Raw genomic sequence first — 17,761 nt, 5'->3', positions numbered from 1 at the left:
AAAATGTGTATAGAGAGTAGCCTGGGAGGAGGAGAATAGAGATACTACTGATAATCAGTGATAACAATAACTTGCGAAACTTAAATTATCTTATGATGCTTATGACTGTTGATAACAAGCGATTTATAGTCTGTAATAATATAAACTATTTAGGGTTTTGTACTTATAATAAATCAGTTGAAGTTATTTCTTTGTAAAAAGAAACACTGTTTCTTGTCGGGTTTGAGAATTAAGAGGTATATTTGCGAAAACTAACTTTATAAATATTATGAGTACAATCTTGCAATTAGCCCCACAGAATGTGTGGAAACACTTCTACTCGCTAACCCAAATTCCCCGCCCGTCCGGATACATGGAAAAAATTACCGGGTTTCTTCTCAATTTCGGGAAAGAATTAGGTTTAGAATCATTTACCGATGAAGTCGGCAATGTTATTATTCGCAAACCTGCCACTCCGGGCATGGAGAACCGTAAGGGCGTTATTCTTCAAGCACACATGGATATGGTGCCGCAGAAGAATAATGATACGGTTCACGATTTCACTAAAGATCCTATTGAAACCTATATCGACGGCGACTGGGTGAGAGCCAAAGGTACGACGCTGGGAGCAGACAATGGACTGGGAGTAGCCGCCATCATGGCAGTGCTGGAAGATAACAGTCTGAAGCATGGCCCGTTGGAAGCTCTGATTACGAAGGATGAAGAAACAGGCATGTATGGTGCATTCGGTTTGAAACCGGGAACATTGCAAGGAGAGATTCTGCTGAATCTTGACTCGGAAGATGAAGGAGAACTTTATATCGGTTGCGCCGGTGGTATTGACCTGACGGCCACGTTGAAGTACAAGGAAGAAACTCCTGCTGCCGGACTCGTTGCCCGTAATATCACATTGAAAGGATTGCGGGGCGGCCACTCCGGTCTGGAAATCAATCAAGGACGAGGGAATGCCAATAAACTGTTGGCTCGCGTACTACACGATATCCTGATAGAGTTCGACTCTCAGTTGGCGAGCTTTGAAGGCGGCAATATGCGCAACGCCATTCCTCGTGAAGCTCATGCTGTGTTGGTTTTCAATCCAGAAGAAGCAGAAGAATTAGAAGATTACATCAAGGAATACGAAGCGCAGATTAATGCGGAATATACACCGATTGAAAGCGGCATCACATTGATGGTGGAGCCGGTTGACTTACCGGCGGCTGTTGTACCCGAAGAGATTCAGGACAATATGATTAATGTACTCATGGCTTGCCAAAATGGTGTAATGCGCATGATTCCTACAGTTCCCGATACGGTGGAAACTTCGTCCAATCTGGCTATTGTTATTATTGGCGAAGGTAAGGCTGAAGTGCGTATTCTGGCTCGTAGCTCTTGCGATACCATGAAAGAATTCCTGGCCGATAGCCTGACTGCCTGCTTCGCTATGGCGGGTATGAAGGTGGAACTAAGCGGAAGCTATTCCGGCTGGCAACCCAATGTGGACTCTCCTATTCTGCATGCCATGAAGCTCTCCTACAAACAACAATTTGGGGTTGAACCGGCAGTGAAGGTTATCCATGCCGGCCTGGAATGTGGAATAATCGGAGCAAATTGTCCGGGGTTGGATATGATCTCTTTTGGGCCTACTTTACGCTCTCCACACTCACCGGATGAGCGCGTTTGCATCCCAACGGTACCAAAGTTCTATGATTTCTTAGTTGCCACGTTGGAGCAAAGCCCTGATAGATAAGCAATTAGCTTCAGGCGCATTCTGCGCTAAAATTACTTAGTAGTAGTGTGCAAACTACTTAGTAGTAGTTGCCCAACTACTACGTAGTAATTGATCAACTACTACTAAGTAATTAACCAACTACTACTAAGTAATTGAACAGTCATTTACAGGGCAAAGCGGAAGCGACCTTTATTGTATAAATAAACTCAATACACCCTCAGCCGTTACGTCCTGTTTGATCTATCAAACTCTTGATCTTTTCGTTCAGGCTCTCCGCTTTCATCAATTGCTCCAAAGTCAGATGCATGCGGTAACGCCAGTAGTGCCTCGGATTGGCAGGAACGTTGATGCGTTCTTCCTGTACATTGGGGTTACGCCACTTGCTATCTGTCGACAACCAATCTTGCAAGGAAAGAATGCACAAAATGGAGTTACTGTACAAGTGATTGCGTACTACTTCCTCGCAAAGTTCGGAAGTGGCTACTGCCGGTGTAGTGCCATAATGTCCCAACATGTTGTTATAGTACCGTTGCGTCTGTTGGGAATCCTCTTCCCACCAGCCACGCAGTGTAGACATATCGTGCGTGGAAATAGTACAAACCGAACGATACGGATACCAATCCGGATGTCCGAACTCTTGCAACGGGTCTTTCGGCATACGTTGTATCTCCAGACTAAGGATACGCAGGTCGTTCATCACCCAAGGCACACAATCCGGTATCATGCCTAAGTCTTCACCACACACCAGCATACGGGTAGATTGTGTCAGTTGCGGCAATTTCTTCATGGCTTGATCACGCCAGAAATCATTATGGCGATGATAATAGTACTGATTGTATAGACGATTGAAGGCATCTTTTTCCCAATCATTAAGCGCACGGTAAATGTAATCATGTTGAACGCTGATACGTGGATGATACTGATTCGGGTCCTCACGATCGGGTACAAACAGTACATTACTGATAAGCCCGTACAATCCGTCGCGTATCCAAACACTGTCCTCGTCAGTCTTTCCTGTGAAGTATGCTTCCACTTTACGCTGGGTGTCAAACTCCGGGCGCATGCGATAGACCTCCCAGGCATCGGTTGGTTCAATGAAGGTTTGCTTCACATAATCGGTGTGAGGACCGAATATTTGTCCCAGGAAATATTCGTGAATGTAGGGTTGTGTGAAGAAACCTTCACGGAATGATAATCCGTAGTTTTCTATTTCTCCACGCGTCATGGGCAAAGCCGGAACGAACTGTCCTAACAAGCCGTGTACCGCATGCATGGGGATTTCCCAAATGCGAAAGAAGCCCAGAATGTGATCTATGCGGTAAGCATCGAAGTATTCCGACATTTTACGGAAACGCTTCATCCACCATGCATAACCGTCTTTCTCCATTACATCCCAGTTGTAAGTGGGGAAGCCCCAATTTTGTCCATTCACGGAGAAGTCATCGGGCGGTGCACCCGCTTGTCCGTTCAGGTTGAAATAGTAAGGCTCTGTCCAAGCCTCCACGCTGTTGCGGCTTATACCGATAGGAATGTCTCCTTTCAGTACGACACCATTGGCGCGGGCATGTTCTGTAGCCGCCAATAGTTGCAGGTGCAAATGGTATTGGATAAAGAAGTAAATGGCAACATGCGGATAGTCGGCCGACTCCGGACGGCACATCTTCTCAATGTCCTCAGTTTTGTATTCGGTATATTTGGGCCACTCGCGGAAGTTCGGTGTGCGGTAAGCATCGCGCAGGTAGCTGAATGCGGCATAAGGTAGCAACCACTCTTTATTGCTTTCAAAGAATTGCAGGAAAGCTTCGGACGACAATGTCTTTTCACCTTCTTGGTTATATATCAGATGAAAGTACTCCCATTTAGTCCGGTTTACGGCTTCGTAATCTACCGTTGACAGAGCATTCAGTTCTTTCTGCCGTTTATTGAATTCTGCCATTTTACTTTTATCCTTCAGCATTCCCATCTGTTTCAGATCGGCATACATGGGATGGAAAGCATAAATAGAGATGCTGTTGTACGGATAAGAGTCTGTCCATGTATGCGTCATGGTGGTGTCGTTGATGGGCAATATCTGTACCACTTTCTGGCGGGTAAGTACAGCCCAGTCTATCATCTTTCTCAAATCTCCGAGGTCACCTACGCCGAAGCTCTTTTCGGAACGTAAGGAGAATATGGGAATCGCTACTCCGGCACCTTTCCAATCGGGTAGAGCGAAATAAACGTAACGGTCACCGATTACCAAGGTTTCATTATTCCCTATCTGAAAATCCGGCAGGTAACGGTTCGGGTTATTCTCCCAGGCAACGGCACGCTTTTCTTTCTTATTATAAAGAACGAATTTATACTCCAATGGAAAGTCTATTTTCCCGGCGTCCACTTCAACCTGCCATTCGGGGAAGTTGACATCACTCATAAGCAGGGCTTTGTCCGCATCCCAGCTTCCCAAGGCTTTTTGATTGCCGCACAAACCCAGACAATGGTCATTGTCAATACACGGAGCGTATGCTTTTATCAGCAATCCTTTCTTGTGACTCTTCGGTGTAGCGCTACGTTCGGGGTGTGCCAACAAAGACTCTGTGAAAGCAGAACTGTAGAAGTATTGCTGCTCGGGCAGGTTCTTCCAGCTGTCTTGCAGGCGATAAGTTTTCTTTTTGTCGCCTGACACATAAAGCGTACGGAGGAAGCTGTTCCACTCGGTTCGTACGGTTATGCCGTCACGATAAATATGATAACTGTATTGAACTATGCCGTCTTCAGGCATTTGAATGTCTGCTTCCAAAGTCCAATGAATGCCATCCACTGTTTGCAGGGAAACGGCTTTATCGGGGTTGTCGTTACCCAATTCGGGAATAGAGCCCAGTACCCGGACTTCTTCGCCCCAACTTGTGCGATACTCAATATGAAATACTAATGTCATATATATTAGATTTAGTAATAGCTGCAATGCTTATGCAAGTATAGAAATTATTCCGCATAATCACGCAGCTATTGCTATCTAAGTGTTTTAAATTCCTATGCAAACGTTTGTGGTTATCGTTTGCACTCCGGATTTATCCGCAACGCGATGCTCCGCAGGTGGTACAAATGAGGCAACCTTCCTGATATACAAGGGTTTCGTTGCCGCAGTTCGGGCATCTTTTACCTTTGGCTTCGGTTCCGTCTGTTATGTATTTCTTCAGGGCGCGTTCCACACCGTTCTTCCAGGTATTGATGTTCTCACTGTCTAATTGCAAAGAACTTACCAACTTAATGACCTGTTCGATAGGCATACGGTAACGCAATACACCGGAGATTAACTTGGCGTAGTTCCAATATTCCTTATTGAACTTCTCGGAAAGGCCTTCTATTGTGACTTTGTATCCTCGTTTATTCTGGAACTGGAAGTCATAACGTTTGTTGCCGTCCTTATCTACATTCTTTATAATATGTCCGCACGTTACATTCTTCGGCAGAATAATACCTTCGTCATCGTCCTGAAGACCGGTGAATATCTCATAAGGATGGTCATCGAGCAAACCGACAAACGCCACCCACTTCTCTTTATTATTCTGGAAACGTACAACCTCCGCCTCAAGATCTGCCGGACGGGTTTCTACTACTGTGGGCGGTTTGCATGGAGGCAATTCCTCTTTCTTGTCGTTTTTAGTAGAGATCAGTACGCCTGAACGGGAACCGTCCCGGTAAACCGTACAACCTTTGCAACCTGATTTCCATGCTTCTACATACAACCGGTTTACAAGTTCTTCGTTCACATCATTCGGCAGATTGATTGTTACGCTGATAGAGTGGTCTACCCATTTCTGGATGCGTCCTTGCATCTTCACTTTCATCAACCAGTCTACATCGTTAGAGGTTGCTTTGTTGTATGGAGATTTTTCTACCAAAGCATCAATCTCTTCCTGCGTATAACGTTTTGCAGGATTGTATCCTTGCGCTTCCATCCAGGTTACAAACTTAGGGTGGAACACGATATATTCTTCGAATGCGTCACCTGTTTCGTCCACAAAGTCAATGCGTACATTGGTATCATTCGGGTTTACCTTACGGCGACGTTTATATACGGGCAGGAATACAGGTTCGATACCTGATGTTGTTTGGGTCATCAAGCTGGTGGTACCTGTAGGGGCAATGGTAAGGCAAGCAATGTTGCGGCGCCCATATTTTTTCATCAGCTCGTACAGTTCGGCATCAGCTTCACGCAAACGGTTGATGAATGGATTCCCTTTTTCGCGTTCGCTGTCATAGATTTCGAAAGCGCCACGTTCCTTTGCCATTTCTACAGACGAGCGGTATGCGCTCAGTGCAACAGTCTTATGTACTTTCTCGGAGAATTCGGTAGCTTCTTCCGTACCGTAACGCAATCCCAATGCTGCAAGCATATCTCCTTCAGCGGTGATTCCTACTCCGGTACGACGCCCCTGGCCACTCTTCTTATATATCTTATTCCACAACGCACGCTCTGTCCATTTTACATCTCCATCCTCGGGATCACCGTCTATCTTCTCTATGATACGTTCTATCTTCTCTAATTCAAGATCGATAATGTCATCCATGATGCGTTGTGCCAATGCTACGTGCTTCTTGAATAATTCAAAATCAAAGTATGCATCCGGCTTAAATGGATTCACCACGTAAGAATAGAGGTTGATGGCAAGCAAGCGGCAAGAATCATACGGACAGAGAGGGATTTCACCGCATGGATTGGTAGAAACAGTGCGATATCCTAAATCCGCGTAACAATCGGGAACGGACTCCTTTAATATCGTATCCCAAAACAGTACACCCGGTTCTGCCGACTTCCATGCGTTATGGACAATCTTTTTCCACAGCTCGGTCGCATTGATTTCTTTTTGTACGGTCGGTTCGGCAGCGTTCACCGGATATTGCTGCATGTAAGGAGTGCCTTGAGTGGCTGCTGTCATAAAGGCATCATCCAACTTCACCGATACATTAGCGCCCGTAACTTTTCCTTCCGTCATCTTTGCGTCGATGAATGCTTCCGAATCCGGATGTTTGATGGACACGCTTAACATCAGTGCGCCACGGCGTCCGTCCTGGGCTACCTCACGCGTAGAATTAGAGTAGCGTTCCATAAACGGCACAAGGCCGGTAGAGGTTAATGCTGAGTTTTTAACCGGAGAGCCTTTCGGGCGAATGTGAGATAAATCATGTCCCACACCTCCGCGGCGTTTCATTAGCTGTACTTGCTCTTCGTCTATCTTGAAGATGGCGCCGTAAGAATCGGCTTCACCATCTACTCCGATAACGAAGCAGTTAGACAAGGATGCTACCTGATAGTTGTTACCTATTCCGGTCATCGGACTTCCTTGCGGAACGATGTACTTGAAATGGTTCAACAAACCGAATAACTCCTCTGAGCTTAAAGGGTTAGGGTATTTTGCCTCAACACGGGCTACTTCATTGGCTATTCTCCAATGCATATCTTCCGGTGACTTTTCATAAATATTACCGAAAGAGTCTTTGACTGCATATTTGTTTATCCAAACACGGGCAGCCAGCTCATCACCTTGAAAGTATCGTAAAGATTCTTCATAGGCTTCATCATAAGAGTAAATTTGCTTTTTCACAATCCTTTTGTCCTTAAGATTATTTATATAATAAGTAAATGCGTAGAAGTAATACTTATCATTAACAGAAACGTTTGCAAAACTAATAATGTTTTCTGTTTTATCAAAATAAAAACAGGATAAGTTATAAACAGAATGAAAGTTTTCCAATTTAAGGAATTAAATTACTGAATTTCAACTCATTAGCTAATCGGCATAAACACTAGAGTTTTCCAAAAAGAAAACCGGAACTTTGTATTTATTAAGCAGAGTAATTGTTTTTAGAATACATGGATAAAGTTATCGTCAGGTATTTAGTGGCAGTCCGGTATTCTTTTTCTATATTTGCAAAAAAATAAAAGAATGAAAACCTTAAAAGAAAGAAGAACAATCCGTAAATATCAGCAGAAAGGTATTTCTTCTGAGTTGTTAAATGATTTACTTGAATCTGCTTTCCGCGCCTCTACGGTTGGGAATATGCAGGTGTACAGTGTCATTGTGACGCGCGATGCCGAAAGAAAGGAAAAATTGGCGCCTGCCCATTTCAATCAGCCAATGGTGCAAACGGCTCCTGTAGTACTGACATTTTGTATAGATTTGCATCGCTTTAGCAAGTGGTGTGAACAACGGAACGCAGTTCCCGGATACAACAACTTCGAATGGTTTACAACCGGGGCTGTTGACGCCTTGCTGGTTGCACAAACATTTTGCGTAGCAGCGGAGGAGAAGGGATTGGGTATTTGTTATTTGGGCACTACTACTTATAATCCGCAAATGATTATCGAAGCGTTGGAGTTGCCGGAATTGGTATTTCCCATAACCACGGTAACAGTAGGTTGGCCGGCAGAAGAACCCGCACAGGTAGAACGCCTGCCATTGGAAGCCATTGTGCATGAAGAAACTTATCATGATTATACACCGGAAGATATCAATCGTTTGTATGCCAGTAAGGAGTCTTTGCCTGAAAACAAGCAATTCGTCCTTGAGAATAAGAAAGAAACTTTAGCCCAGGTCTTCACGGATGTACGTTACAAGAAAGAGGATAACGAAGCAATGTCCGAGAATCTTTGGAGGGTAATGAAGAAGCAGGGTTTTTAACCCCGCTTCTTCAATGAAGTTTGAATATCGTCTATTTCGGCGCGGAAAGCCTTGTCCACTTCCCGTAATTCTTTAATTGTCTTGCAAGCATGCAATACGGTGGCGTGGTCTTTATTACCGATCAATGCACCAATCTTGGCCGTGGAGAAATCCGTATACGACTTGGCTAAGTACATGGCTATCTGGCGCGCTTGTACCACTTCCCGCTTACGCGACTTGGTATGAATCGCTGTAACATCCAGTGAGAAATGCTTACACACCACATTGATGATATCATCAACGGTGATGGCTTTGCTTTCACTTTTCACTACTTTCCGCACGATGCGCTGTGCCAACTCCAGGTCAATCTCCTTGTTATATATAGTAGAATGCGCCATGATGGAAATAACAATACCTTCCAGATCGCGTACGCTGTCACCAACGTTTTCTGCAATATAATCAATTACCTCCGACGAGAATTGTAAGCCATCACGATGTATCTTATTGTTCAGGATATTTCTGCGCAATTCCACTGTCGGTTTTTCCAGTTCAGCCACCATTCCCCACTTGAAACGAGTGATAAGCCGTTCTTCCATACCTTGCAATAATACAGGTGCCCGGTCGGAAGCCAAAATCAACTGCTTCCCGTTTTGGTGCAAATGATTGAATATATGGAAGAAAGTATTCTGAGTTTTGGTCACGCCTGCGAACTCTTGAATATCATCAATGATCAATACATCAATTGATTGGTAGAAATTGATAAAATCATTGGTGGTATTGTTGCGTACGGAATCAGTATATTGCACCTGAAACAAATGAGCGGATACATACAACACCCTCTTTTCCGGGTAAAGCTCCTTGATTTTAGTTCCGATGGCATTTATGAGATGTGTTTTACCGACTCCCGAAGTGCCATGGAAAAATAATGGGTTGAAGATTGTTTTTGCAGGATTCAATGCAACGGCTTCTGCCACACTGCGGGAAAGCTTGTTGCTATAACCTTCGATAAATGTTTCGAAATTGTATTCCGGATTTAAGTGCGGGTCTAAATCAGCTACAGGAATTTGTGGTATTTCTTTGCCGATTACTTTCTTTTGCGGAATTATAGTGCGCGGGGTAGATTCAAGATTCACGGTGGTGCGCGAACTCTTATCTACCATAACATTATACAGCAACTTGGTCCTGTCACCTATAACTTTATATAAAGTTTTACGCAACAAGTCTACAAACTTATCCTCTAAAAATTCATAGAAAAACTGGCTGGGTACTTGTACGACCAGCGTGTTGTCCTCATATTTCAAAGGTATAATAGGAAGGAACCATGTTTTGTATGTCTGGTCAGGAACATTATCTCTAATAATTTCGAGACAACGGCTCCATAGCCCGACATGATTTAATTCACTCATAACGGTTCTTAATACGTTTATTAATTAAGCAATACTTCTACGTTTGCAAATTTGGGAATCTTATTTCAAAAAAACAAATGCCTTTTTTCTTGCTTTTCATATAGAAACAATAAGCTCTTTACTTTCAACCACTTATCACATATCATACAAACACCTTCGAAGAGGGGCTATTGCATTTTAATAAGTGCCTGAATTACAAGTAGATAGCCAGCAAAACAGGTCTATTTGCGTTTTTTAGGCAACTATGCTAAAAGGATTTTTTCTGTTATTACATGGACTTTTCAGAACTTTTTCCTCCAAATCCACTCGCCCTTTTTATTTAGATAAATTCTATATAGGCGATTTTTTCTACTTAATAAATAGTTTCTCTACTTATCCTTTTTACCGAATAAAGAGAAGTGAACATATCTTTTCGGGTGTGATTTCAGGTCTTCGAGCAGAGTGGCTGCATTGGCTGTCGTTTCGTTAAGGTTATTATAGAGCGACGGGTCATTCAGTAATAAACCAATCGTATTGTCCTTACGCCCCAACTGGTCTGTAATCATTTTTACGTTTGCCAAAGTAGAGTCTATACTGGCAAATGCTGCCGCATAATCTATTTCCTTCAGATTATCGCTGATAACGACAAAGTTGTCGCCGATAGTATTCAATTTCTGAGTAAGTTGCGGGATGTCTTTGCTCATAATAGCCTGCAATTGCCGGCTTGTAACTTCCATGTTTGCCATTGTGTTTTGCATACTGTGCAGAGTACTGGGAATAGCAGGATCGGCAAGTATGGTATTCAATGAAGCCAGAATGGAGTCTAACTTTGGAAGTATTTTTTCGACTTGCGGCATCAGTTCGGCTACTTTATCCACTACACCGTTATTTAAGCTCCCCGGTATTGTATCACCTACCTGGTGTTTCTCTCGCGGATTGTTGGCAAGCAGTAAATTCATTCTTATGCCTCCCATCAATTCGGATACTAACTCCGCAGTGCTTCCTTTGGGAATGCGCAGGCTCGGTTCTACGTCAATCTCCACAATTACTGTCCCGGATTGGTTATAGTCATAGAAAAGGTCATGCACAATACCAACGCGGAAGCCATCGGCAAAGACCGGGCTTGATTTCGTTAATCCGTTGACATTATGAAATTTCACATAGAAATAGCTGGTCGGTTTAAACATTTGAACGCCTTTCAGGTAGTTTATGCCATATACTAATATGCAGAGGGCAATGATGCCTGCAATTCCTATTCTAACTTCTTTAGTAAGATACTTCGTCATGGTGTTATAGTCTTTATTTGTTTTTTGTTTCTTTGAATTCTTTAACAGCGGCATTAATATCTACTTTTTTTCCATTTTTGAAAGCGATAATAAAGGAATCCTTGAACAGTTTCAATAGTTCCCGCCTGGTGCGTACCACTTTATTATAATCGGTTGATGCGCTATATGTATATTTATAAAGCCCGCCTTCCTGGTAATATTCCACCCCCTTTAAGCCTTTCAACTGCTTGTCATTGGCAGCAAGTGGGCGGGGGGAAGTCAATATCTGTATTTTAAACACCGGATTGCTATTACCGGTTTGCACCTTCGGCTTTTTTCCTGCGCTTTGTGCATCCTGAACGCGGTTGCCGGCGGATGATACCGGTTGCCGGGATGTGGCATGAGGCATATCGGCTTTTCCGGAAGCAGAATCAGATGTCTCTACTCTATCGGGAACCGTATTATCGGGCAGCACAGTGTGGCTGCTCCCGGTTAACCGGAGTTCATATTCACGTTTGTAAGTCAGGAAAGCCCGAAGAATGCCGTTGGCAAGCGTGGTACTACCGGCTTCGGAGTTGAGGTAGCGTTCTTCCGTGGGATTGGATATAAATCCTAATTCTATCAGAATGCTCGGCATGGCGCTGGCTTTCAGGACTAAAAAACCGGCTTGGTTTACACCGCGGTCAACACGTTTACAGGTGTTTCGAAATTCTTTTTGCACCAGCGAAGCCAAGTGTACGCTTTGCGACATATACTTATCTTGCATGAATTCAAATATAATATAAGACTCTGCCGAACCCGGATTGAACCCTGCATATCTTGTTTCATAATCGCTTTCGTATAAAATAACTGAGTTCTCGCGTTTAGCAACCTCAAGGTTGGCGTCCGACTTGGCCAAACCGAGTGTCCACGTAGAAGTGCCACTAATGGTTCGGCTACCCGCTATAGAGTTGGTGTGGATGGATATAAACAGATCGGCTTTGGCCTCATTGGCAATCTCGGCCCGTCTGTCAAGCGGTATAAAAACGTCCCGTTCACGAGTATAGACAACCTTTGTGTCCGGACAATTTTTCTTTATTTGTTTTCCCAGCTTGAGGGCAATGGATAAATTAATGCTTTTTTCCTTGGATATTCTGCCTAAGGCGCCCGGATCGTGTCCTCCGTGCCCGGGGTCAATAACAACAACAAAGTCTTTCGCCTTGATGCTACTGCTCCAAAAAGGGGAAACAAGTAGCCCGAAGCAGATATATATATACAATATGTGACGCTTATATAGTTTCATAAGTCAAAACTGATGCAAATGTAGTGGAAATTTATAGAAAACTAATGCTTTATTTGAAGTTTTGTTATTTTTTTTATGATTTTGTGATAGATTTATTTAAATAGCGAAAGGCGCTGTTCCGCTACTATTCCCGCTTTACTCTGCTCCTTACCCGCTCCTTACCCGCTCCTCTTCTGCTCCTCTTCTGCTCCTCTCTTATATGAAGTGCTATAAGAGGAGCAATAGAGGAGCGGGTAAGGACAGGAACTGTATAGGAATTGGATAAAAACCGGATGGGAATTGAATGGGAACTGAATAGGAATTGGATAGGAATTGGATAGGAGCCGGAGAAGAACCGGATAGGAACCGGAGAAAGAATGTCCCGGAAAGAATGTTTTTCCTGCCGGCTTTGCCATTTGATATATTTTCCATAAATTGCCGCGGTTTATCAGTCGGGACGGCCGGGCAGCTCTTTTTCATTCCTTATTCATGTCAATCAGGAGTTAAGGAGCTATCGCTTCGCTCAGTAGCTAAAGGAGTTAAAGCTGATAACTACCAAGCGAAGCGATAACTCCTTTATCTACCGATTTACATTATTCAGAGGTGGTAAAAGCCTGTCAACCGGACGAATGGTAATTCAACTTGTTGAATCAAAGCGTTTATTAATTTTGCAGTTGCGGATTAAATTAAAACAGGTATGTTAGTTCGTTTTTTTAAGAACTGGACATTGCCGTTGGCAATGCTTTCGGGTACTTTGGGATATTTCATTTTTGCAAATGCTTCTTTTTTAGCGTTTACCAAACCATATATCAATGATTTGATTGCATATTTCATTCCCTTACTTATATTCACCCAACTACTTCTTACCTTTTGCAAAGTAGAAAACCGGCACGAAATGAAACCCAAAGCATGGCATGGTTGGTTGCTATTGTTCCAGACTCTTTCCTGCTTGGCATTTGCCGCTCTGCTGATATGCTATCCGATGGATGAGACTTACAGGGAAGTTTTCGAGGCTGCAATGGTTTGCCTCATCTGCCCTACGGCTACGGCGGCTGCGGTGATAACAGGCAAATTAGGAGGAAGTGCATCTACGCTAACCACTTATACATTGTTATCAAATTTACTGGCGGCAGTAACGGTTCCGATAGTTTTCCCTCTGGTGGAGCCTCATGCTGATATAACATTCTTTGCCGCTTTCCTGAAAATTCTGGGTAAGGTTTTTCCGTTATTGCTTCTGCCTTTCTTTCTGGCGTGGCTGATAAGGGTGTGCATGCCACGTGTGCATCGCTTTTTATTAAAGTTTCATTATCTTGCTTTCTACCTGTGGAGCGTGGCGCTTATTATTGTATCGGGACAAACCGTCCGCTCATTAGTGAACAGTGACGCACCCGCATCCGTTCAAATTCTGATTGCTTTAGCAGGATTGATAACCTGTTGCTTGCAGTTCTTCCTGGGCAAAAAGATTGGCGGGCATTATAACGACCGTATCAGTGGCGGGCAAGCATTGGGGCAGAAAAATACCGTTCTTGCCATTTGGATGTCTTATACTTATTTGAATCCCCTTTCATCCGTAGGACCGGGTTCCTATGTTTTGTGGCAGAACCTGATAAACAGTTGGCAATTATGGAAGAAGAGAAAAAGGGAGGAGAAAACATAAAGCCCTACATGTATAAACTTAAAAAAGAAATAAATGTTACCTATTGCACTTATTGACAAATATTATCCGGAGGATAATGAACAAAAGCATATCTTATTAGTACATAGTCGCTTGGTTGCCGAAAAAGCCCTGTGGATTGCAGACCATCATCCAGAGCTTAATCTGGACAGAGACTTTTTGTACGAAGCCGGTATGCTACACGATATCGGTATCTTTCTTACGGATGCACCCGGCATTTTCTGCCTTGGCGACAAGCCCTATATTTGCCATGGCTATTTAGGAGCCGATTTAATACGCCGGGAAGGATACCCGCGCCATGCACTGGTATGCGAACGGCATACGGGAGCCGGGCTTTCTTTAAGTGACATCATTGCACAAGATTTGCCTATTCCCCACAGAGATATGCTTCCTGTAAGTCTTGAAGAACAAGTTATCTGTTTTGCCGATAAATTCTATTCCAAAACCCATCTGGAGCGTGAGAAAACAATAAAGAAAGCGCGTAAAAGCCTTTTGCACTATGGCACCGAAGGGTTGGAACGCTTCGATCGGTGGTGCGAACAGTTTTTGTAGCATTCTAAGAGCCTGTTTAAATTTTCCTCAAAAAGTTTTTTATTCAGCTTGTTTTGAGTTTATTTTCGGTCTGTTTTTCTGTTTTCACTCGTCACATAGCCCGCTATGCTCCTCATAAAAACAGAAAAACATCCTCAAAAATAACTCTCAAAACAATGCTGAGCAAAATTTAAACAGGCTCTAAATTTCTTTAAAATAAAGAGATTATCCGCATAATTTACGTACTTTTGCCCATCCAAGCGGAAACTATTAGTTAATTACCCTATTGAAAGCAAATACATTCATATCATACATACTGTTACTCGCATTTCTCCTACTATCCGGCGAGGCCCTTTCGCAACGTCGACGGGAGAGGTCGACTCTTCCCGGAATTGAACGAACCGACACGTTCAATATCGGCAACGCTTTGCAGAAAGGAGATACATTAAGAAATGACTCCCTTGCACTGGAAAACGATACGGTACAGGTACTACCGATCGAAAAGAAAAAGCAAGCACTGGATGCACCGGTCACTTACGAAGCCAACGACTCTATTGTATTCACGTTAGGTGGTTTTGCCCATTTGTATGGCGACGGTAAAGTAAACTATCAAAAAATAGAACTGACCGCCGAGATAATAACCATGAATATGGACAGCAGCACAGTTTATGCCCGTGGCGTGGAAGACTCCTTGAAAGTGATAACAGGAAGACCGGTGTTCAAAGATGGAGATACACCTTACGAAACAAATACTATCCGGTACAACTTTAAAAGCAAAAAAGGGCTTATCAGTAATGTTGTCAGCCAGCAGGGCGAAGGGTATGTTACGGGAAATAATGCCAAGAAAGGCATGAATGATGAGTTGTATATGAAAGACGGCCGCTATACTACTTGCGACAACCATGAACATCCCCACTTCTATATGCAGATGACTTATGCCAAAGTCCGCCCCAAGAAAAATGTTGTGACCGGACCGGCATATCTGGTAGTTGAAGATGTACCCTTACCTCTTGTCGTGCCCTTCTTCTTCTTCCCCTTCTCCAGCAGTTACTCGTCCGGCTTCATTATGCCTACTTATATGGATGACTCCAGCCGCGGATTTGGCCTGACGGATGGCGGCTATTATTTCGCTATCAGTGACAAGATGGACTTGAAGGTGCGAGGTGATATCTTTACGAAAGGTTCCTGGTCTTTGAATGCCGAGACCAATTATAACGTCCGTTACAAGTACTCAGGTTTACTGCAAGCCAGTTATCAGGTAACCAAGACAGGTGATAAAGGATTGGACGATTATTATGTTGCTAAAGACTTTAAGGTGGTATGGTCTCATCGCCAGGACCCGAAGGCAAACCCCAACTCTACATTCTCTGCCAGCGTCAACTTCACTTCCGGCAGTTATGAACGTACCAATGTCGGCAACATGTATAACGCACAGGCAATGTCGCAAAACACTAAAACCTCCAGCGTGAGTTATTCCCGTAACTTCCCCGATCAGAAACTGTCCATTGCCGCCACAGCCAATATTTCACAGAACATGCGGGATTCTTCTATCTCCGTAACCCTGCCGGACTTGAATATCACCCTAAGTACTATTTTCCCCTTTAAAAGAAAACGTGCGGTAGGTGACGAAAAGTGGTATGAAAAGATTTCGATTCGTTACACCGGCCGTCTATCCAATAGCATCGCTACCAAAGACGACCTGTTATTCAAGTCCAGTTTAATAAAGGATTGGAAAAACGGTATGAAACACGATATACCGGTCAGCGCTACGTTCACCTTATTCAAATACTTCAATCTGACTCCTTCATTCAGCTATACAGAGCGTTGGTACACAACTAAGATAATGAAAGATTGGGATCCGACCATAGGAACTACCGGCAGAGAAGTAAATACCGATACCATTTATGGTTTTCACCGAGTATATAATTACAGTGCCAGTTTGGGGCTTAATACAAAGATCTATGCTATGTACAAGCCACTGTTTGCGAAGAAACGGGAAATTCAGATTCGCCATGTGATTACTCCGCAAGTCAGTATCAGCGCTACTCCGGATTTCGGTTCTTCTCAATACGGATTTTACGACTCTTATACCAGGATGAATGCGGATGGAAGAATAGATACTGTAACCTATTCACCTTATGCCAACCAAATGTTCGGCGTACCGGGACGGGGAAAGTCGGGAAATATCCAGTTTGATATTTCCAATAACCTGGAGATGAAGTTTAAAGATAAGAATGACTCTATACGCAAGCGCAGCTTGATTGATGAACTGGGTGCGAGTATTGGTTACAATATGGCGGCTACTGTGCGCCCGTGGAGTAATCTGAACCTTCGTTTACGCTTGAAACTGAGTGATAGTTATACGTTTAGTCTTAGTTCTTCTTTTGCTACATACGCTTACGCGTTTGACAGTAGGGGTAATGTGGTTGAAGGCAATCGTACGGAATGGTCTTATGGTCGTTTTGGCCGTTTCCAGGGCTATAGTTCTTCGATAAGTTATACATTTAATAATGATACATGGAAGAAGATTATGAAAATCTTCGGTAAAGGAGAAGAGGAAGAGGAGAAAGACGAATCGGGTGAACACTCGGAAGACGATGACAACATGAATATGGGAGACAATACCGATGGCAGCCCAACAAAGAAGAAAGAACAAGCTCAGGTAGATGCTGATGGCTATCAGGTATTTAAAATGCCCTGGTCTTTGAACTTTAACTATGGCTATGGCATTTCTGAAGACCGCTCAAAGAGTATTAACCGGAAGACGATGCGTTATCCTTATAAGTTCACACAGAATCTTAGCGCCTCCGGTAATATTAAGATTTCCAACAAGTGGGCTATTAGCTTTAACTCCGGTTATGACTTCGAAGCAAAGAAAATAGTGCAAACTTCTTTTAATCTGACTCGTGATTTGCATTGCTTTAGTATGACCGCCAGCCTTTCCCCTTTCGGCGTGTACAAATACTATAATTTTACGATCCGTGCCAATGCCAGTATTCTGCAGGACTTAAAGTGGGAACAAAGAAGTCAGACACAGAGTAATATTCAGTTCTACTAATAGAAGAATACAAGTAGAAAAGCACAACTCCACTATCGAAGAAGAGCAACCTCCCGGTAGGAGGAAAACGTACCTTACCTGAATAATTCATGCCTCAGGAGTTAGAGGGATTAAAGGAGTTAAAGGAGTTATCGCTGTACTAAAACCGTACTAAAATCGTGTCTGCTCCGTACCAGGGCCGTGTCAAAGCATTACCAACTCCGTACCCGCTCCGTATAAAGGTACCCTTATACG

The 17,761-nt window shown here is 43.4% G+C and carries 10 protein-coding genes; 5 read left to right on the top strand and 5 right to left on the bottom strand.

Translation table 11 applies throughout. The annotated features are described in order from the left end of the window. The first annotated feature begins 268 nt into the window (after positions 1-268). Positions 269-1,726, top strand: coding sequence for an aminoacyl-histidine dipeptidase (locus B2Z67_RS10395; RefSeq protein WP_291529761.1), 1,458 nt, complete (start codon positions 269-271; stop codon positions 1,724-1,726). Between the two features lie 199 nt (positions 1,727-1,925). Here the strand turns inward: B2Z67_RS10395 and B2Z67_RS10390 are convergent, their stop codons facing one another. Together B2Z67_RS10390 and B2Z67_RS10385 are read right to left on the bottom strand one after the other, a co-directional pair. Continuing rightward, positions 1,926-4,625, bottom strand: coding sequence for a 4-alpha-glucanotransferase (locus B2Z67_RS10390; RefSeq protein ID WP_291529760.1), 2,700 nt, complete (start codon positions 4,623-4,625; stop codon positions 1,926-1,928). A 133-nt stretch (positions 4,626-4,758) separates the two neighbouring features. Then, complete coding sequence (locus B2Z67_RS10385; RefSeq protein ID WP_291529759.1) at positions 4,759-7,296, bottom strand: adenosylcobalamin-dependent ribonucleoside-diphosphate reductase; 2,538 nt, start codon at positions 7,294-7,296, stop codon at positions 4,759-4,761. A 342-nt stretch (positions 7,297-7,638) separates the two neighbouring features. Between B2Z67_RS10385 and B2Z67_RS10380 the strand changes: the two genes are divergently transcribed. Beyond that, a complete protein-coding gene (locus tag B2Z67_RS10380; protein ID WP_291529758.1) occupies positions 7,639-8,373 on the top strand; it encodes an NADPH-dependent oxidoreductase in 735 nt (244 codons plus the stop codon). Here the strand turns inward: B2Z67_RS10380 and dnaA are convergent. The 3 genes from dnaA to B2Z67_RS10365 all read right to left on the bottom strand — a co-directional run bounded on the left by dnaA (position 8,370) and on the right by B2Z67_RS10365 (position 12,284). Beyond that, positions 8,370-9,758 carry a chromosomal replication initiator protein DnaA gene (dnaA, locus tag B2Z67_RS10375; RefSeq protein WP_291529757.1) on the bottom strand — a complete coding sequence of 463 codons (1,389 nt, stop codon included), beginning with the start codon at positions 9,756-9,758 and terminating at the stop codon, positions 8,370-8,372. The two genes, B2Z67_RS10380 and dnaA, sit on opposite strands and share 4 nt — an antisense overlap. Before the next feature lie 368 nt (positions 9,759-10,126). After that, complete coding sequence (locus tag B2Z67_RS10370; protein WP_291529756.1) at positions 10,127-11,023, bottom strand: MlaD family protein; 897 nt, start codon at positions 11,021-11,023, stop codon at positions 10,127-10,129. A gap of 13 nt (positions 11,024-11,036) precedes the next feature. Then, entirely contained in the window at positions 11,037-12,284 is a 1,248-nt protein-coding gene (locus B2Z67_RS10365) for an N-acetylmuramoyl-L-alanine amidase family protein (protein WP_291529755.1), read from the bottom strand. Positions 12,285-12,960: 676 nt separating this feature from the next. Between B2Z67_RS10365 and B2Z67_RS10360 the strand changes: the two genes are divergently transcribed. The 3 genes from B2Z67_RS10360 to B2Z67_RS10350 all read left to right on the top strand — a co-directional run bounded on the left by B2Z67_RS10360 (position 12,961) and on the right by B2Z67_RS10350 (position 17,527). Continuing rightward, positions 12,961-13,920: a transporter gene (locus B2Z67_RS10360; protein WP_291529754.1), complete on the top strand. Its 960-nt coding sequence runs from the start codon at positions 12,961-12,963 to the stop codon at positions 13,918-13,920. A gap of 33 nt (positions 13,921-13,953) precedes the next feature. Then, positions 13,954-14,490, top strand: a complete 537-nt coding sequence (locus tag B2Z67_RS10355; protein ID WP_291529753.1) for an HD domain-containing protein — start codon at positions 13,954-13,956, stop codon at positions 14,488-14,490. A gap of 256 nt (positions 14,491-14,746) precedes the next feature. Then, complete coding sequence (locus B2Z67_RS10350; RefSeq protein ID WP_291529762.1) at positions 14,747-17,527, top strand: putative LPS assembly protein LptD; 2,781 nt, start codon at positions 14,747-14,749, stop codon at positions 17,525-17,527. Positions 17,528-17,761 lie beyond the last annotated feature (234 nt).

The sequence above is a fragment of the Bacteroides sp. UBA939 genome, from assembly GCF_002293435.1.
Lineage (GTDB): Bacteria > Bacteroidota > Bacteroidia > Bacteroidales > Bacteroidaceae > Bacteroides.
This window is presented reverse-complemented; position numbering and strand designations above follow the sequence as displayed.